Source organism: Sphingomonas sp. 3P27F8 (assembly GCF_005502745.1).
GTDB lineage: Bacteria > Pseudomonadota > Alphaproteobacteria > Sphingomonadales > Sphingomonadaceae > Sphingomonas.
Window position 1 is genome coordinate 259,565 of the sequence record NZ_SCNL01000003.1, and the last position, 18,026, is coordinate 277,590.

The 18,026-nt window shown below is 62.3% G+C and carries 18 protein-coding genes; 8 read left to right on the forward strand and 10 right to left on the reverse strand.

The annotated features are described in order from the left end of the window. Nucleotides 1-8 precede the first annotated feature (8 nt). Complete coding sequence (locus tag FFS35_RS05895; protein ID WP_137786192.1) at nucleotides 9-410, reverse strand: GFA family protein; 402 nt, start codon at nucleotides 408-410, stop codon at nucleotides 9-11. A 137-nt stretch (nucleotides 411-547) separates the two neighbouring features. Between FFS35_RS05895 and FFS35_RS05900 the strand changes: the two genes are divergently transcribed. Next, the gene (locus FFS35_RS05900) at nucleotides 548-2,863 is read left to right on the forward strand and encodes a UvrD-helicase domain-containing protein (protein ID WP_137786251.1); all 2,316 of its coding nucleotides are present in this window, start codon (nucleotides 548-550) and stop codon (nucleotides 2,861-2,863) included. A gap of 89 nt (nucleotides 2,864-2,952) precedes the next feature. Continuing rightward, nucleotides 2,953-3,483 (forward strand): glycine zipper 2TM domain-containing protein, encoded by a 531-nt coding sequence (locus tag FFS35_RS05905; RefSeq protein WP_137786193.1) that lies wholly within the window; start codon nucleotides 2,953-2,955, stop codon nucleotides 3,481-3,483. 56 nt (nucleotides 3,484-3,539) lie between these two features. Here FFS35_RS05905 and FFS35_RS05910 read toward each other — a convergent pair whose 3' ends face one another. Next, complete coding sequence (locus tag FFS35_RS05910; protein WP_249341476.1) at nucleotides 3,540-3,884, reverse strand: WYL domain-containing protein; 345 nt, start codon at nucleotides 3,882-3,884, stop codon at nucleotides 3,540-3,542. Between the two features lie 47 nt (nucleotides 3,885-3,931). Next, nucleotides 3,932-6,034: a prolyl oligopeptidase family serine peptidase gene (locus tag FFS35_RS05915; protein WP_137786194.1), complete on the reverse strand. Its 2,103-nt coding sequence runs from the start codon at nucleotides 6,032-6,034 to the stop codon at nucleotides 3,932-3,934. Nucleotides 6,035-6,108: 74 nt separating this feature from the next. Between FFS35_RS05915 and FFS35_RS05920 the strand changes: the two genes are divergently transcribed. Further along, a complete protein-coding gene (locus FFS35_RS05920; protein ID WP_137786195.1) occupies nucleotides 6,109-7,506 on the forward strand; it encodes an MFS transporter in 1,398 nt (465 codons plus the stop codon). Nucleotides 7,507-7,514: 8 nt separating this feature from the next. On the opposite strand, the gene FFS35_RS05925 is transcribed toward FFS35_RS05920, so the two are convergent. Continuing rightward, complete coding sequence (locus FFS35_RS05925) at nucleotides 7,515-7,829, reverse strand: septum formation initiator family protein (RefSeq protein ID WP_137786253.1); 315 nt, start codon at nucleotides 7,827-7,829, stop codon at nucleotides 7,515-7,517. 54 nt (nucleotides 7,830-7,883) lie between these two features. Further along, complete coding sequence (gene eno, locus FFS35_RS05930) at nucleotides 7,884-9,164, reverse strand: phosphopyruvate hydratase (RefSeq protein WP_137786196.1); 1,281 nt, start codon at nucleotides 9,162-9,164, stop codon at nucleotides 7,884-7,886. Nucleotides 9,165-9,299: 135 nt separating this feature from the next. On the opposite strand from eno, the gene FFS35_RS05935 reads away from it, so the two are divergent. From FFS35_RS05935 to FFS35_RS05955, 4 genes are all read left to right on the forward strand, one after another. After that, nucleotides 9,300-9,779: a hypothetical protein gene (locus FFS35_RS05935; RefSeq protein WP_137786197.1), complete on the forward strand. Its 480-nt coding sequence runs from the start codon at nucleotides 9,300-9,302 to the stop codon at nucleotides 9,777-9,779. Between the two features lie 3 nt (nucleotides 9,780-9,782). After that, on the forward strand, nucleotides 9,783-10,127 hold the full coding sequence (locus tag FFS35_RS05940; protein WP_137786198.1) for a phage holin family protein: 345 nt from the start codon (nucleotides 9,783-9,785) through the stop codon (nucleotides 10,125-10,127). Between the two features lie 345 nt (nucleotides 10,128-10,472). After that, the gene (locus FFS35_RS05950; RefSeq protein WP_137786200.1) at nucleotides 10,473-10,949 is read left to right on the forward strand and encodes a hypothetical protein; all 477 of its coding nucleotides are present in this window, start codon (nucleotides 10,473-10,475) and stop codon (nucleotides 10,947-10,949) included. Nucleotides 10,950-10,989: 40 nt separating this feature from the next. After that, nucleotides 10,990-11,217, forward strand: coding sequence for a DUF4170 domain-containing protein (locus tag FFS35_RS05955; protein ID WP_137786201.1), 228 nt, complete (start codon nucleotides 10,990-10,992; stop codon nucleotides 11,215-11,217). Nucleotides 11,218-11,221: 4 nt separating this feature from the next. Here FFS35_RS05955 and FFS35_RS05960 read toward each other — a convergent pair whose 3' ends face one another. From FFS35_RS05960 to carA, 5 genes are all read right to left on the reverse strand, one after another. Continuing rightward, complete coding sequence (locus FFS35_RS05960; protein WP_137786202.1) at nucleotides 11,222-12,016, reverse strand: APH(3') family aminoglycoside O-phosphotransferase; 795 nt, start codon at nucleotides 12,014-12,016, stop codon at nucleotides 11,222-11,224. Next, the gene (greA, locus tag FFS35_RS05965) at nucleotides 12,013-12,489 is read right to left on the reverse strand and encodes a transcription elongation factor GreA (protein ID WP_137786203.1); all 477 of its coding nucleotides are present in this window, start codon (nucleotides 12,487-12,489) and stop codon (nucleotides 12,013-12,015) included. Before greA ends, FFS35_RS05960 begins: the two co-directional genes overlap by 4 nt. 78 nt (nucleotides 12,490-12,567) lie before the next feature. Then, nucleotides 12,568-15,900 carry a carbamoyl-phosphate synthase large subunit gene (carB, locus tag FFS35_RS05970; RefSeq protein ID WP_137786204.1) on the reverse strand — a complete coding sequence of 1,111 codons (3,333 nt, stop codon included), beginning with the start codon at nucleotides 15,898-15,900 and terminating at the stop codon, nucleotides 12,568-12,570. Beyond that, nucleotides 15,900-16,268, reverse strand: coding sequence for a hypothetical protein (locus FFS35_RS05975; RefSeq protein ID WP_137786205.1), 369 nt, complete (start codon nucleotides 16,266-16,268; stop codon nucleotides 15,900-15,902). Before FFS35_RS05975 ends, carB begins: the two co-directional genes overlap by 1 nt. Next, the gene (carA, locus tag FFS35_RS05980; RefSeq protein WP_137786206.1) at nucleotides 16,265-17,437 is read right to left on the reverse strand and encodes a glutamine-hydrolyzing carbamoyl-phosphate synthase small subunit; all 1,173 of its coding nucleotides are present in this window, start codon (nucleotides 17,435-17,437) and stop codon (nucleotides 16,265-16,267) included. Before carA ends, FFS35_RS05975 begins: the two co-directional genes overlap by 4 nt. A 120-nt stretch (nucleotides 17,438-17,557) precedes the next feature. On the opposite strand from carA, the gene FFS35_RS05985 reads away from it, so the two are divergent. Then, nucleotides 17,558-18,010 (forward strand): GatB/YqeY domain-containing protein, encoded by a 453-nt coding sequence (locus FFS35_RS05985; protein ID WP_137786207.1) that lies wholly within the window; start codon nucleotides 17,558-17,560, stop codon nucleotides 18,008-18,010. The last annotated feature ends 16 nt before the right edge of the window (nucleotides 18,011-18,026 follow it).

An 18,026-nucleotide genomic window follows, 5' to 3' on the forward strand; every position in this document is an offset into this window, starting at 1 on the left:
GGCGCCCGTCAGTCCATTCCCGGATAGGTGGCGAACTCGGGCAGGTCGGCCATGTCCCTCACCCAGCCAAGCCGATGGCTGACCATGATATGCGCGCCGGGCGGCGACTGTTCGGGATGGTCCATCGTGCCGGACTGGATATCGATTATTCCCGGCAGCATCACGGGGTTGCGATAGAAAAGCCCGGTGCCGCATTTCCCGCAGAATTCCCGCGTCACGCTTTCCGACGAGTGATATGCCGCGGTTTCCCCGCTGATCGTCACCTTGCTCTCATCGAACGCGATCCATCCGGCCAGCGGCGCGCCGGACCAGCGGCGACAGTCCTCGCAATGGCACAGGGCATGATGCTCCGCCTCCCCGTCCGCTCGCCACGTTACCGCGCCGCAATGGCACTTTCCCGAGATCGCCATCGAATCGCTCCTGCCGATGTTTTTATTTTGTTCTCACGAACCGCCAGCGGGCGCAAGTGGCGCGCAGATCGGCTCGGCCGCCGCCGGATGCCACGCCGCGCTTGCCCGCGGGCGCGCCGTTCCCTACCTGTTCGGTGGTGAGTGTTCCTGTATCCACCCCCGCCGACGCGCCCTATCTCGCTGGCCTCAACGCGCCGCAGCGTGAAGCGGTGCTGACCACCGACGGCCCGGTGCTCGTCCTCGCCGGCGCCGGCACGGGCAAGACCGCCGCGCTCACCGCGCGGCTCGCGCATCTATTGTGGACGCGCCGGGCCTATCCGTCCGAAATCCTCGCCGTCACCTTCACCAACAAGGCGGCGCGGGAAATGAAGGAGCGCGTCGGGCGGCTCGTCGGCGATGCGGTGGAGGGGATGCCGTGGCTGGGCACGTTCCACGCGATCGGCGCGAAGATGCTGCGCCGCCATGCCGAGCTGGTCGGGCTGCAGTCGAACTTCACGATCCTCGATACCGATGACCAGCTCCGGCTGCTCAAGCAACTGATCGTCGCCGCCGATATCGACGAAAAGCGCTTCCCCGCGCGCAGCCTCGCCGGGCTGATCGACGAGTGGAAGAACAAGGGCCTCACCCCGGCCGACATCGATGCCGGCGAGAGCGAGCGATACGGCAACGGGCGCGGCGGTGAGCTGTATCAGCAGTATCAGGCGCGATTGAAGGCCGTGAACGCCTGCGATTTCGGCGATCTGCTGCTGCATGTGCTCACGATCCTCAAGACCGATCGCGAGGTGCTGGCGCACTATCAGCAGCGTTTCCGCTACATCATGGTGGACGAATATCAGGATACCAACAGCGTCCAGTATCTCTGGTTGCGGCTGCTCGCGCAGGAGCGGCGGAATCTGTGCTGCGTCGGTGATGACGATCAGTCGATCTATTCGTGGCGCGGCGCGCAGGTGGAAAACATCCTGCGATTCGAGCGCGACTTTCCCGGCGCGAAGATCATCCGGCTGGAGCAGAATTATCGCTCCACACCGCATATCCTGGGCGCGGCCGGCGGCGTGATCGCCAACAACAGCGGGCGGCTCGGCAAGACCTTGTGGACCGAGATCGACGCGGGCGACAAGGTCCGCGTCATCGGCGTGTGGGATGGGCCGGAGGAGGCGCGCCGCGTCGGCGACGAGATCGAGGCGGCGCAGCGCGGCGGCGGCAGCCTTGACGATATCGCCATCCTGGTGCGCGCGCAGCACCAGACCCGCGAATTCGAGGATCGCTTCATCGCGATCGGCATGCCCTATCGCATCGTCGGCGGTTTCCGTTTCTACGAGCGCGCCGAAATCCGCGATGCGCTGGCCTATCTGCGCATCGTCAACCAGCCGGCGGACGATCTCGCGTTCGAGCGGATCGTCAACACGCCCAAGCGCGGCCTGGGCGACAAGGCGGTGGCGCGCTTGCATCAGCTTGCCCGTGCGGAGGGGCTGCCGCTGAGCATCGCCGCCGCGCGGATCCTCGATACCGACGAGCTGACCCCGCAGGCGCGCCGCGCGCTGGGCAATTTCGTCGGCGATATCGCGCGCTGGCGGCAGCTCGCGAGCGAATTGTCACACCCCGATCTCGCCCGGCAGATACTGGACGAGAGCGGCTATACCGCGATGTGGCAGGCGGAGAAATCGACCGAGGCGGCCGGGCGGCTGGAGAACCTCACCGAACTCGTCCGCGCGATGGAGGAATATGAGAGCCTCGGCGCATTCCTTGAGCATGTCAGCCTTGTCATGGACAATGAGGCCACGCGCGAGGATGCCAAGGTCACGATCATGACCATCCATGCCGCCAAGGGGCTGGAATTCGACACGGTGTTCCTGGTCGGCTGGGAGGAAGGCGTGTTTCCCTCGCAGCGATCGCTGGACGAGGGCGGCCTGCGCAGTCTGGAGGAGGAGCGCCGCCTCGCTTATGTCGCGATCACGCGCGCACGGCGTCGTGCCACGATCCTTCATGCCGCGAACCGTCGCATCTACGGCCAGTGGACCTCATCGATCCCGTCGCGATTCGTGGGCGAGCTGCCCGGCGATCATGTCGAGGAGGAAACCACCATGTCCGGCGGCGCCAGCCTGTGGCGTGCCAATTGGTCGGAACGTGCCGATCCTTTCGCCGAAGTGGCGCGCGGCACCGGGCGCGGGCCCGGCTGGCAGCGTGCGGCGGGCAGTCTCGGCAGCAAGCCGGGCGGTGAGTGGCAGAGCCGCACCTTCACCCGCGAACCGACGCGGGTGGTCGAGAGCCGCAGCCCCTCGGTCAGCCTCGGCAACAAGGGGCGCAGCGATCTCGTGGTCGGGATGCGCGTCTTTCACCAGAAATTCGGTGGCGGAGCGATCGTCGAGATCGAGGGCAACAAGCTCGAGATCGATTTCGATCATGCCGGGCGCAAGCGCGTGATGGACAGCTTCGTCACCACCAGCAGCGGTTGAGTTCGGGCCGCGTCTGCATCGTTCATCCACGGTACGGGATGGGGGCGATAGCTATTCGTCGCCCATCATGGGCAAGGGAGGGTTTTGGAATGCTTGGTCGTTTTCTTGGCGCCGCGCTGATCGCCGCGAGTATCTCCGGCGCGATGCCCGCGCTGGCGCAATCCTCCGCCGATGAGGCGCGGTTCCGCGCGGCGCAGGATCGCTTCAGTCGCGAGCTGGATGTGTTCCGCCAGGAATATGATCGCTACCTTCAGCTGTCGCGCCGCAATCCCGGCGGCTATCCGCCCCCGCCCCCGCCCCCGCCGCGCGGCTATGGTGACGATGGCTGGCGCGACGAGCGCGGCTATGATCCGGCACGCGACTATCGCGGCGGCGCACAGTATCAGGAACGCGCGATGAGCGCGGACGAGCGCGTCTATTCCGGCAACGACGGCCGCTATTACTGCAAGCGCAGCGACGGCACCACCGGCCTGGTGGTCGGGGGCGCGCTGGGCGGCATTCTGGGCAATGTGATCGACGGCGGCCGCAGCCGGATTGTCGGCACATTACTGGGCGGCGCGGCGGGGGCACTCGCCGGCAAATCGATAGATCAGAAAAACTCGTCGCTGCATTGCCGCTGATGCAGACTATGCCCGGACGCGGCGATGGCGACCGGATCCGGGCAAGATCTGCCGCGTCAACGCTCGATAGCGAGCAACGTAACCCCGGCGTATCGCACTTCCGAAGGATCGAACAGTTCGGACGGCTCGAAACGCCGCGGGGTGATGCGTAATCCACCGAGGCCGGCGATTTTAAACGCGCCAACCTTTTCCTCGCGTGGCGGCTTTCCGTCACGATCGAGAGTGGTGGCGTCGACGTAAAGTTCGCCGTGTTTCGTATAGACGATATGCGGCGCCAGAGTGACCTCGCCACGATTATATGTCGCCGCAAGAGCCTGGCGCTTAACGATCGCCTCAAACACGACCGGCATGCTTGCCGGGGGAGCGGAGGCCACGCGATCCTCCTCGGTATTCAGCTTCATTGAGCCATGTTAATTGTTCTGCTGCATTGCAGCAACAACTTTATAATCTACTGTGCCGTGCCGATCAAACGCTGGCTAAAATAGACCATCTGAAGCGCCTGAAGGCGCGCACCCTGCGCAATATCCGCGTCTCCGGAATGGCCGCCAGCCGTATCCTCATAAAAAAGATAGGGGAGGCCGTATTCCTTCATCCGCGCAGCAAATTTTCGCGCGTGCTGCGGGCCGACCCGATCGTCCTTCGTTGTCGTCCAAATATATGGCTCGGGATAGACGACCTCGCGCTTCAAATTTCGATAGGGAGAAATCTTTTCCAGGAACGCGCACTCCTCAGGCACGCTTACAGAGCCATATTCGTCCACCCACGATGCTCCGGCCGCTATCCTCTCATATCGCACCATATCGAGCAGCGGCACCTGGATCGTGACCGCATTCCACAGTTCTGGATGCTGGGTGAGTTCCACGCCCATCAGAAGACCGCCGTTCGAACCACCATAGATGCCGAGTTTCTTCGCAGAGGTAACCCGGCGGGAAAACAGATCGCGCGCGACCGCAGCAAAATCGTCATAGATCACCTGACGCTTCGTCTTCCGCCCAGCATCGTGCCACTTTGGGCCGAACTCCCCCCCGCCGCGGATATTGGCGAGCACGAAAGCACCGCCACGCTCGGTCCAGATCTTGCCCGTCGCCCCCAGATAGGTTGGCAAACGAGCCAGCTCGAACCCGCCGTACGCGGTCATCAACGTCGGCAGCGTGCCATCCAGCTTAGCGCCCCGTGGCAGCACAACGAAATAAGGCACCTTCGTCCCGTCGGTAGAGGTCGCTTCGAACTGTTCGACTTTCACACCCGTCGCATCGAACCGCGCTGGCAACGACTTGACCGTCAACGGCGCTGTCGTTGTGGTCGCATCCACTGCGGCTAGCGCGGTCGGCGTAGCGAAACCGTTGATCGCTACGTACGCCTCATTGCTCCGTTCGGTAGAACTGGCGATCGCCACGCTCATATTCTCAGGAACCGGCAACGTGCGTTCGCGCCAACCGTCGCCGGTAGCGGAAAAGCTCGCAAGCCGACCACGTACATTATCGGTATAGCTGACGAGAACATGATCCTTCGTCGTCGCAACGCCCTGCACGGCTTGTCGCGCGGTCGGCGCGAACAATATGCGGGGAGTGATCTTGCCACCGCTCATCTCGGCAAGCGGCGCCCACGCAACCGCGTCGGCCGGAATGTCGGCCCACGTGTCGCTCGTCTCGAAGATCACTCGACCCCCGACCAGCCCAGTCGCGAACGTACGTGCCGGCACACAAAGCTTGTGCGAACCTGCGGGAGTCCAGAAAAATTTCTCGCCTCCGAAAAAGGTGTTGCGCCTTTCAATAACTATAAGACGATTACCCGACGCGTCGGCAAGCGTGCGGGCATACGTTCCAAGCTGATCGCCCGGCTCGCCACGAAACACCTCCCTAGCCTGGTCCAGCGCCTGACCCCGCTTCACCAGCTTCACGACGAATGGGTAGCTGGATGCTGTCAGCGTCCCTTCCCCCCAATCACGCGAGACGAGCAGAGAATCCCTGTCCACCCAGCTCGCACCCTGCTTGGACTTCGGCAGGCGGAAGCCACCCTCAACGAATTTGCCTGTCGCGAGATCGAACTCACGCAGTTCCACGGCATCCTCGCCACCTTCCGAAAGCTGGACGAGGCACAGCCGCTCGTCGGGCTGCAGACATGTCGCCCCCTTCCACACCCATTTTTTGCCCTCGGCCTTCGACAATGCATCGAGATCCAGCAACGTCGTCCATTTCGGGCTGGCGCCTAAGTAATTCGAATGAGTCGTCCAGCGCCAAACGCCCTGCGGGTGATCGACGTCACGCCAGAAATTCAGGATACGGCCATTCGTCTGCTCCGGCATCGGAATGCGATCCGTGGCCGCCGCGATCGCAAATGCCTCGTCATAATAAGTGCGGTAGCGCGGATCGCTTTCCAGCCGGGCCAGCGTACGCGCATTTTCCTGCTTTACCCAGGCGAGCTGCTTTGCGCCGTCCTTTTCTTCAAGCCAGATATAGGGGTCTTTGTCGGCCATCGAAGCCGTCTGGGCTAGCGCGGTTCCCGCGACAAGAGCCGGCAGCCAGAAAACCAGCGCGAGATGCCGCATCATCGGAACTATCCTCCAAGAAATACTTTCATGCCGCCCGATTGCGATGATCGCAATCCTCGCTATCGGATAGGCAGATGCAGGACGGCCTTCCCATCCCACGGCGTTATGCCGCGATCGCAGCAATGTCTTTCGGGTCGGCGCTGGTCATCATCGATGGCGGTGTCGCCAATGTAGCGTTGCCCACAATCGCGCGCGATCTGGGCGTGGAGCATAGTTCGGTCGTTTCGATCGTCACCGTCTATCAAGTAATGCTGGTAATGCTGATGCTACCCTTTTCGGGGCTGGGCGAACGCGTCGGCCTGAAGCGTACCTATCAGGCGGGGCAGCTTATTTTCACGGTTGCGACGCTGCTGTGCTTCTTTGCAAAGAGCCTGCCTTTTCTGCTGATTGTGCGTGCGGTGCAGGCTACCGGAGCGGCCGCGGTTCTGAGCGTCGCGTCCGCGTTGATCCGGCAGATATATCCGGCCAACCAGCTCGGGCGCGGGCTGGCCATCAATTCGGTCGTGGTCACCAGCTCAGCCGCTGCTGCGCCAACGCTCGGCGGACTGGTGCTGGCGGTTGCGCCATGGCCGTGGGTGTTTGCAAGCGCAATACCCTTTGCGGTTGTGAGTCTATTGCTGGGTGGCGCGATCCCGGCACCGAAGCCGCGCAATACCACCTTCGATGTGCCCGGCGCGATAATGTGCGCGGCGATGTTCGGGCTTATCATCGGCGGCCTTGAGAGCGGCGTTCACGGCGACAGCCCCGTAATTTCCGCCGCCATCGTGTTGGCTGGCATCACCGTAGGCGTCTATTTCGTTCGGCGCGAGCGTGGCGAGACGCATCCGATCCTGCCGATCGATCTGCTTGCGCGGCCGGTTATCGGGCTCAGCGCGCTGGGCGGCTTCGTGGCGTTCACAGCCTCGATGACCTTGCTGATTTCAACGCCATTTCGGATGCAGGCGCTGGGATTTTCTGCCGCTGCAATTGGGGCGGCAATCGCACCTTGGCCGATGACCAACATGATCGTCGCCCCGCTCGCTGGCTATCTTTCGGATCGCATACCGGCAGGGATATTGGGTGGCATCGGTATGGCCATATCTATCATTGCATTGACTTTGATCGCGTTGATGCCAGCTAACCCCACGTATTTTGATATAGCTTGGCGCATGGCGCTGTGCGGTTCCGGCTTCGGGCTTTATCTGCCACCGAACGCGCGGCTTATCATCGGGTCCGCCCCACGGGAGCGCGCGGCAGCTGCCGGGGGGCTGGTATCAACCGTACGCCTCACCGGGCAAACAACCGGAGCAACGTTGGTTGCTGCACTGCTCGCTTATAATATCGGTGCCGGTGGCGTGCCGCCGATGATCTCGGCCGGCCTCGCGCTGATTGCCGGGCTATGCAGCATCGCGCGGCTACGCCCGTCGATCCGCAACCCTTCAATCGCTGAAACGCAAGACGAGATTCCAACGCTGCGGCATACGCGTTACTAGTACGCGGCTCAGGGCAGCGGGACGATCACCTCGTCGGGATGCGCGACATTCAGCTCCCGACGCACTAGCTCGTCCACCATATCTGGATTGGCATGCCGCGGATCCAACAGCGCAACGCGGTTGCGCAGCATCGTCCTGCGCTGATCGAGCATCGCGTAATCACGCTCGCGCTTCAACAGTTGCCGCTTGTAATCGCCCAGCGCCAAAACGCCGTTAGGCCCTGCCACAGCATAAATACCGAAGAACGCCATGACCGTTAGCGCGGCGGCCGGAAGGGCCGCGCGTTTCAGGGTTATGAGAAAGGTTGACGGTCGGCGGCGCATTAACGAGCGTTGTCGCGCGAAGCCGACCGTCAATCAAGCGGTATTCCGGCGATTTCAGCGATTTCTCAGAACATCGCGACCCGCATAGCGCGCAACGTGGCCCAATTCCTCCTCGATGCGGATCAGCTGGTTGTATTTCGCCAGCCGGTCGGATCTCGCCAAGCTACCCGTCTTGATCTGACCGCAGTTCGTGGCGACGGCGAGATCGGCGATCGTCGCGTCTTCGGTCTCTCCAGAGCGATGGCTCATCACGGCGGTATAGCCGGCGCGCTCGGCCACGCGGATTGCCTCCAAGGTCTCCGTCAGCGTGCCGATCTGATTAACCTTTACCAGCAGAGAATTGGCAAGCCCGCGCGCGATGCCGTCGTGCAAGCGCTTCGGGTTAGTGACAAACAGATCGTCACCGACAAGCTGCACGCTGCCGCCAACCGCGTCCGTCAGCGCTTTCCAGCCCTCGAAATCGTCCTCCGCCATGCCGTCTTCAATCGAGAGAATTGGATAGCGCGCAACGAGATCCGCCAGATATTCTGCCATCGCGCCAGGTTCCAGGATCTTGTTTTCGCCTGAAATTACGTATTTTCCGTCCTTGAAGAACTCGGTCGCCGCACAATCTAGCGCCAGCATCACGTCGTCGCCCGGCTTGTAACCAGCGCGCTCGATCGAGGTCATGATGAAATCCAGCGCGTCAGTTGTGCTCGCCAGATTTGGCGCAAAACCGCCCTCGTCGCCCACAGACGTTGCGAGACCCTTTTCATGGAGGCCCTTTTTCAGCGTGTGGAAAATCTCGGCCCCGCAGCGCGCCGCCTCGGCAAAGCTATCCACGCCGACCGGCATGATCATGAATTCCTGGAAGTCTATCGGGTTGTCAGCATGTTCGCCACCGTTGATGATATTCATCATCGGCACCGGCAAGAGATGCGCCGCCGCGCCGCCGACATAGCGATAGAGCGGCAGGCCACTCGCATCGGCGGCGGCTTTGGCCGCGGCCAGACTGACCCCGAGGATCGCGTTGGCGCCAAGCCGCCCTTTGTTCTCCGTGCCGTCCAGCTCGATCATCGCCTGGTCCAGTTCCATCTGGTCCTCGGCGTCCAGTCCGACTAACACTTCGGCAATCTCGCCGTTGACGTTATCGACAGCTTGGTCGACGCCCTTGCCCAGCCAGCGAGTGTTGTCGCCATCGCGCTTCTCCACCGCTTCATGCGCCCCGGTCGAAGCGCCCGACGGGACGGCGGCGCGGCCAAAGCTGCCGTCCTCCAGCAAGATATCCACCTCCACCGTGGGATTGCCCCGACTATCGAGTATCTGGCGGCCATGGACGTCGATGATTGCTGTCACGAAACGATCCTTCTAAGATGGTGGTAGGTGGCGGGTCGCGCAGCCTCTAACCGTGAGGCCGCCTGGCCGCAATTGGCGATGGAACCTCCGCATATGGGACGGGGTTTTATTCGCGATCAACGAAGGATTTCGACGATGTCCGATACCCCGTTCCAGCCCATGACCGATAGCGACGTGAAGGCCGATGCGGCGGCGCAGACCGCTGAGCCGCTCAAGAACGGGGACGGCAGCCGCTTTTCTGACGTTAAGCAAGCGCTTTCAGACAATACTGGCAAGCTGCGCGAACAGGCTGGCGACAGAGCGCGTGAATTGGCCCAAGATGGAAAGGCCCGTGCTTCCACGGTACTCAGCCAACTTTCGCAATTGCTCAGTGACGCCGCGGGACAGGTCGACGAAAAGCTGGGCGAACATTATGGCCAGTATGCTCGCAACGCGTCGGAAAAAGTACAGGGGTTCTCGTCACAGCTCGATGACAAGAGCGTTGATGATCTTATCACCGATGCGCGTGATCTCGTGCGCAAAAGCCCGGCCGTCGCTATTGGCGCTGCAGCGGCCGTTGGTTTCGTCGTAGCGCGGCTACTTACCGCGGGGCTGGATCACCGCGAGCGGTCCTGAACCGTGACGGAGGGGGATCGCTTTTCCATCGATGATGGCATTGCAACGCTTGTCAACCAACTTGCGGGCGACGCGCGCGAAGTGGCGAGCGCGGAAATAGGGCTTGTAAAAGCGCGCGTCGCGACAAGTGTGACCCGATTTCGCGACGCGGCGATTATGTTCGGCGGCGCGCTTGTTTTCGCGCTGGCCGCGTTGATCGCAATATTGGTCGGGGTAATCTTGACGCTTACTCCTTATACCGGCCCGGGCATCGCGACGCTCGTTGTTTGCGGCGTCACCTTGCTGATCGCTGCAACACTTGCGCTCATCGGCCGGGGCCGCCTCAAGCGAGGAATCAGAAATGACTGATATTAGCGAACTTTATCGCGCTGAGGCGCGCGCCGCAGAAGCTCGCGCCCGGATGAATGCTACGCTTGGGGCTTTACAGGTTCGCCTCGCGCCAAAAAACGTCGCGAGGGAGGCCATCGGGCAAATCAGCGAGACCGGCGCTCGGGCCGTTGAAGCAAGCGTTAGCGCCGCTAGGCGGCATCCCGGCAAGATCGCCGGCGGTGTCGCGCTTCTTGCAGCAGCCCTTGGTCACCGACACATTGGAGGCGCGCTAAACTTCTTTCGTGCCAGTCTCCGAAAGAAACCGAAGCGTGCGGTCAGCGTTAGATTATGCAAATGGGTGCCCCGCGCGGAAAGGCTAGTAAAATGACAGACGCTTCCACCGAAACTTCCAATGGCAAATTACGTGAAGGTGTCGATGCAGCGCGCGAAAAGGCCTCATCGACTCTCGAAACCGCCCGGGCCCGGGCGAGCGAGGCTCTAGAGGTCTCACGCGACCGCGCGCGCGGAGCGGCGTTACGTACCGCTGACGCAATCGAAACCAACCCGATCGGGGTTATCGTCGGCGGCCTGGCGCTAGGCGCAATCGCTGCCGCCGTGATACCGCGTGGCAAGCGCGAAAAGGAACTGCTCGCTCCGATAGGTAAGCGGGTGGGCAGCACCGCAGCGGCAGCCGTCGCCGCCGCGAAAGAGGCGGGCACGGCGGAGTTGAATTCGCTAGGGATCAACCGAGACGCCGCGCGCGGTCAGGCCAAATCGCTTCTAGATGGTCTGTTGAAGGCGGCTACGTCGGCCGGAACCGCTGCTACAAAAGCGGGTAAAGGAGGGTCCGGGGCGCATTGACCCCTTCCCTTTTACGCCTTCTCGGGGCTAGGGCGCGCGCATGAGCAAGCTACATCTCGTTTTCGGCGGGCGTGTCGCGGACCCGCGCACCCTGGACTTCAAGGATCTATCATCGATCGACATAGTCGGGGTTTTTCCCGACTATGCCAGCGCAGAGAAGGCGTGGCGTGCTGCCGCGCAGCGAACGGTCGACGATGCTGAGATGAAGTACGTGATTGTCCACCTTCACCGCCTACTCGAGCCTGATTCACTGAAGCCGGCGGTGTGATCGCTCAGAACAATTCGTCGAGACAGCGGTGAAATTTCAACCGCTGCTCGTCAACATCGGTTACGCCAATCGCGGCAAGGAATTGGGCCTGCGCCCGCGAGCCATAGTCGGCCAAATTCTGCCAGAAGATCGCGATATCCTGATAACGATCTGCAACTCCAAGCCGACCTAGATCAATCGCGCCGATTACCTCGCCATGTTCATCAAGCAACAGATTACCGAGCGAGAAATCGCCGTGCGTCACCGCAAGGCTGGCGTCAAATACGGCCAGCGCCTCGGTCTTTTCAAGCATTTCCGTTGCGCTCAACCCGGCGTGATCGTCGCCGAAATCACCGATATCGACCAGGCCGGCCGCCACGGCACGCCGCGCCGCCGCCAGTCGCACGGCGCTACCCGCATCGAACGGGCAATCCTCAACAGGTAAGCCATGTAGCTGGCGCAGAAATCGCGCGAATGCGTTGATGACGCACGGCAACATAGCGGGGTTTTGTTCAAGCCACGCATCGCCGGTTTTGCCGGACAGCGCCGTCGTGAGAAGCCAAGCTTCGTTACCCTGCGTCACTAGCGCGATCGTATCGGGGCACGGCAGACGTTTGGATAGCCAGCGCAGGCGCACGGCCTCATCGACTATGGCATCGGCGACGTCATCCGTCCCGTATTTCAGATAGAGATCGTCGCCCTCAGATCCGCCCAGGCAAAAAACGTCCGCGCCTGACTCACCGCCTACGTGACGTTTCCATTCGCGCTGGCCGATCAGATCGGCCAGCGTGGCCGGAAGAAGGGCGCGGTGTGGGTTCAGATGAACTCGACCTTGGAGACGACGTAATAGCGGTCGCCGGCCGGCACCGAGACCTCGACCTCGTCGTCGACGTTGCGACCGATCAGCGCGCGGCCGAGCGGCGAATTGTAACTGATCCTTCCGGTCTTGGCATCTGCCTCGGTCTGGCCGACGATCTGATAGCGGATCGGCTTGTCATCCTCACCGATCAGCGTGACGGTCGCCCCGAACACCACCTTGTCACCTGAAAGTTCTTTCGGGTCGATGATTTGCGCCCGGCTCAACTTATCCTCGATGTCGGCGATTGACGCCTCGATCTGGCCCTGACGCTCCTTCGCGGCATGATATTCCGCGTTTTCCGAAAGATCGCCGTGCGCCCGAGCCTCCTCGATCGCGTCAACAATCTGCGGACGCTCAGCTTTCAGGCGCTTCAGATCAGCATTGAGCTTCTCGTAGCCCTCCTGAAGCATCGGCATCTTCTCGACCGTCGCCATCACGCAACCCCTTCCGTAAAACCCCTTGGGCAGCGGCTGTCGTACCCGCTGCCTCGCACTATCCTGCAATGTCTGGGATCAATTGTGCGCCTGCGAATAATAAGACTGCAATGGCCTGACTTCAAGGTCGCGCAGCGCGGAAGTCGCAATTGCCTTCGCGGTTTCTACCGATGCCGGGGCGGTGGTGAAATACGGAATTTTCTGCCCTAGCGCTGCGGCGCGGATCGGCTGAGAGTCTTTCAGGCTCTGCCATCCCTCGGTGGTGTTGAAGATCAGATCGATGCCGCCATCCTTGATACGGTCAACGATATGCGGGCGCCCCTGCGCCACCTTGTTGACGCGTTCCACTGGCAAACCGGCAGCTTCGAGATGGTCCGCCGTTCCGCCAGTCGCAACGATCGAGAAACCCGCACCGACCAGATCGCGCACAGCCGGCACGATATGCGCCTTGTCACCATCCTTTACACTGACGAATACCGCACCGGATGTCGGCAGCACCATCCCCGCACCAAGCTGCGACTTGGCGAAAGCCGTGGTAAAATCGCGTGCGATCCCCATTACTTCACCTGTGGACTTCATCTCGGGCGACAGAACCGGATCGATGCCTGGAAAACGGTTGAACGGGAAGACCGCCTCCTTCACCGCGAAATAGTCAATCCTGCGGTCAATCTTTGGCAGATCACGTAGTTTCTCTCCGGCCATCACGCGGCTGGCGATCTTCGCGATCGGCGCGCCGATAGCCTTGGCGACGAACGGCACCGTGCGGCTGGCGCGTGGGTTGACCTCGATCAGATAGACGTTGCCATCCTTTACCGCGAACTGGATGTTCATCAGCCCACGCACCTCGAGCCCGCGCGCCAGCGCCTCGGTCTGCCGCTCGATTTCGGCGACGATCTCGCTCGACAGCGAATAAGGCGGGATCGAGCATGCGCTGTCGCCGGAATGAACCCCGGCCTCCTCGATATGCTGAAGCACGCCAGCAACCACGACATCGTCGCCATCGCAGATCGCATCGACGTCAACCTCGATCGCGTCGCGGAGATACTGATCGATCAGAACCGGGGCATCGCCAGACACTTGCACGGCGGTCTGAATGTAATCTTCGAGCTGCATCGGGCCATCGACAATCTCCATCGCACGCCCGCCGAGCACATAGCTCGGGCGCATCAGCACGGGATAACCGATCCGCTCGGCGACGATCAGCGCTTCCTCGCGGCTGCGCGCAATGCCGTTTGAAGGCTGGAGCAGCTTCAAGCGGCTCACCAGCGCCGCGAAGCGCTCGCGGTCCTCCGCCAGATCGATTGCGTCGGGCGAAGTGCCGAGGATCGGGATACCCGCCTTTTCCAGCGCTCGCGCCAGATTGAGCGGGGTCTGCCCGCCGAACTGCACGATCACGCCAACCAACTCACCCACCGTCTGCTCGACATGCAATATCTCAAGCACGTCCTCTGCGGTCAGCGGCTCGAAATAGAGGCGATCGGACGTGTCATAATCGGTCGACACCGTTTCCGGGTTGCAATTGACCATGATCGTCTCGAACCCGGCATCTGCCAGCGCGAAGCACGCGTGGCAGCAGCAATAATCGAATTCGATCCCCTGCCCGATGCGATTGGGGCCGCCCCCCAGGATGACGATCTTGCGTCGCTCTGAGGGCAGCGCCTCATTCTCCGGCTCGCAGAAGCTCGGGGCCTCGTAGGTCGAATACATATATGGCGTCTTGGCGTCGAACTCGGCGGCACAGGTGTCGATTCGCTTGAACACCGGGCGCACGCCCAGCCGGTGGCGCAGCGCGCGAACCTCTTCCTCGGTCACGCCCCCGGTCATCGCGACCACCGCCTCGTGAATCAGCCCGGAGCCGCGCGCGATGCCGCGCTCCATTCCGCGCAGGTTCGCTGATTGCAGCGCCAGCCACGCCAGCCTCTTGTCCGAGAAACCCATCGCCTTCAGCCGCCGCATCCCGCCAGCCTCGATCGGCAGACCTTCGCGGCAAACCTGATCCTCTGCCGCGACGATCTCCGCGATCCGCTCCAGGAACCACGGATCGTATTTGGCGATGGCGTTCACCTCGGCGACGGTGAAGCCCTCGCGCAGCGCCTGCGCCGCGACCAGGAGCCGATCCGGCGTAGGGCTGGCCAGCGCCGCCTCGATCTCCGCGCGTGGCGCGCCAACGAGACGATCGACCTGATTGAAGCCGGACAACCCCGTCTCGAGCCCGCGCAGTGCCTTCTGCATCGATTCGTGAATGTTGCGGCCGATCGCCATCACCTCGCCGACCGATTTCATCGCCGTGCCCAGCACGGCCTCCGCGCCCTTGAACTTCTCGAACGCGAAGCGCGGGATCTTGGTGACGACATAATCGATCGTCGGCTCGAACGACGCCGGCGTCGCGCCGGTAATGTCGTTCTCGATCTCGTCGAGCGTATAGCCCACCGCAAGCTTGGCCGCGACCTTCGCGATCGGGAAGCCGGTGGCCTTGGATGCGAGCGCCGAGGAGCGGCTGACGCGCGGGTTCATCTCGATCACGATCAGCCGGCCATCCTTCGGATTGACTGCGAACTGTACGTTGGAACCCCCTGTTTCCACGCCGATTTCACGCAGCACCGCGATGCTCGCGTTGCGCATGATCTGATATTCCTTGTCGGTCAGCGTCAGCGCCGGCGCGACGGTGATCGAATCGCCCGTATGGACGCCCATCGGATCGACATTCTCGATCGAGCAGATGATGATGCAATTGTCCGCCCGATCGCGGACCACCTCCATCTCATATTCCTTCCAGCCGAGCAGCGATTCCTCGATCAGCACCTCGGTGGTGGGCGATGCATCGAGGCCCTTGCGGACGATCTCGATGAATTCCTCGCGGTTATAGGCCACGCCGCCGCCGGTGCCGCCCAGCGTGAACGACGGGCGAATGATCGCCGGCAGGCCCACCTTGTCCAGCCCCGCCAGCGCTTCCGCCTCGTTGTGCGCGATGTGGCTGCGCGCGGATTCCAGCCCGATCTTGTCCATCGCGTCGCGGAACTTGAGCCGATCCTCGGCCTTGTCGATCGCCTCGGCATCGGCGCCGATCATCGTGACGCCGAACTTCTCCAGCGTGCCGTCGCGGAACAGCGCGAGCGCGGTGTTGAGCGCGGTCTGCCCGCCCATCGTGGGGAGCACCGCATCGGGCCGCTCCTTCTCGATGATCTTCGCGACCACCTCCGGCGTGATCGGCTCGACATAGGTCGCGTCGGCCAGCTCGGGATCGGTCATGATCGTCGCCGGGTTCGAATTGACCAGGACGATGCGATAGCCCTCCTCCTTGAGCGCCTTGATCGCCTGCGTGCCCGAATAATCGAACTCGCACGCCTGACCGATGACGATCGGCCCCGCGCCAATGACGAGGATGGAGGAGATGTCGGTGCGTTTTGGCATCACTTGCCTTTGATCAATGCAATTACGGAAACAACGAATGCTGCGAGGGCAATCCAATCACTTCGAGAGAAGCCGCGCAAATAATCTAAAATATTTCTTGGCCTTCGCTCTTCTCGAATTTCGGCAACTCGAGCGAGGCCTTTACCATTTATCAAAAATACTCTCGAATTTTGGATGTCCCGGTCCTTTCCGTAGCCACGGCCCTCCAAGTCTCCGATAATAGCTTGAACCCATTCCGTTGGCCGATCTGAGAACAACTCATGGTGCAACTCGTCCACGTTGACCGGCAACAAGTTCGGACCGATTTGCTTGTCGGCTACCGCGAGCAGCACATCGTCAACGTATCGGCTGTAGTTGTGAGTGGTCACCCCATCATCCCCACAAACCGCTCGAACAGATAGAAACTATCCTGCGGCCCAGGGCTGGCCTCCGGGTGGTACTGCACGCTGAACGCGGGCCGGTCGGTCAGTTCCAGCCCCGCATTGCTGCCGTCGAACAGCGACACATGCGTCTCGCGCGCGTTCGCGGGCAGCGTCTCGCGCTCGACCGCGAAGCCGTGGTTCATGCTGGTGATCTCGACCGCGCCGTCGCTGAGCCGCTTCACCGGATGGTTCGCGCCGCGATGGCCCTGGAACATCTTGGTGGTCTTCGCGCCCACCGCCAGCCCGAGAAGCTGGTGGCCCAGGCAGATGCCGAACAGCGGCTTGCCTGTCTCCAGCAGCTTCTGGATTACCGGCACGGCATAGTCGCCCGTCGCTGCCGGATCGCCGGGGCCGTTCGACAAGAAGATTCCGTCCGGGCCGAGCGACATGATCTCGTCGAAACTCGCGGTGGCGGGCACGACCGAAACCTTCGCTCCCGCGGCCACCAGATTGCGGAAGATATTGTGCTTGCTGCCGTAATCCACCGCGACGACATGCGGACGCGCGTTGCCGTCGATCCCGGCATAGCCGAAGCCGAGGCGCCACACGCCTCCATCGCGATTGTCGCCCCAGCCATAATGCGCTTGCGTCGTCACTGCCTTGGCGAGGTCCATGCCCTCCAGCCCCGGCCAGCCGCGTGCCATTTCCAGCAACAGCGGTACGTCGAACTTGCCGCTGGCGGAGTGCGCGATCACGCCGTTGGGTGCCCCGCCAGTGCGGATGCGACGGGTCAGCGCGCGCGTGTCGATGCCGGAAAGGCCGACGCGCGCGTGCCGCTTCATCCAGCCGTCCAGCCGCTCGACGCTGCGGAAGCTGGATGGGGCGGTCACGTCCTGGCGCACGATCATGCCCAGCGCATGCGGCTCGTCCGCCTCCACATCATCAGGATTCGCGCCGACATTGCCGATGTGCGGGAAGGTGAAGTTGATGATCTGGCCGGCGAACGACGGATCGGTCATGATCTCCTGATAGCCGGTCATGGCGGTGTGAAAGCACACTTCCCCCACCACTTCGCCTTCCGCGCCAAAGCCTCGGCCCCAAGCGACGTCACCGGAAGCCAGAACGAGGACGCCAGTGGCGCCTTCGGGCACGTCAAAGGGCTTGGCGTCGGCCATGATCGGCGGGCACTCCGTTCGTTAAAATCTACGATGTCGCTAAGCCCCGCCCGCTAAGCCCTTGCCCCCCTCGCGTCAACCGCCCTCGCCTCACGCAGCGCGGGGCGCTATTCACCGTTCATGATTCGAGACGATATCAAGCAAGCCCAGATCGCCGCCATGAAGGCCGGCGACAAGGAATCCCGCGCCGCGATCAGCCTGATCCAGGCGGCAATCAAAAACCGCGATATCGAGGCGCGCACCGGCGGCGCGCCGGCGGATGACGACGCACTCGTCGTGGAAGTGCTTCAGAAAATGGTGAAGCAACGCCGCGAATCGATCGAGATGTATCGCAAGGGCGACCGGGAAGAACTGGCGGCCGCAGAGGAGCGCGAGGTCGCGGTGATCGAGCGCTTCCTTCCGCAGCAGATGAGCGCGGCCGAGACATCGGCCGCGATCGAGGCGATCAAGGCAGATCTTGGCGCGGCCGGCATGAAGGACATGGGACGTGTGATGGCCGAACTGAAAGCGCGTCACGCCAGCGTGCTGGACATGTCCAAGGCAAGCGGACTGGTGAAGGCCGCACTTAGCTGAAAAATTTAATGTTTGC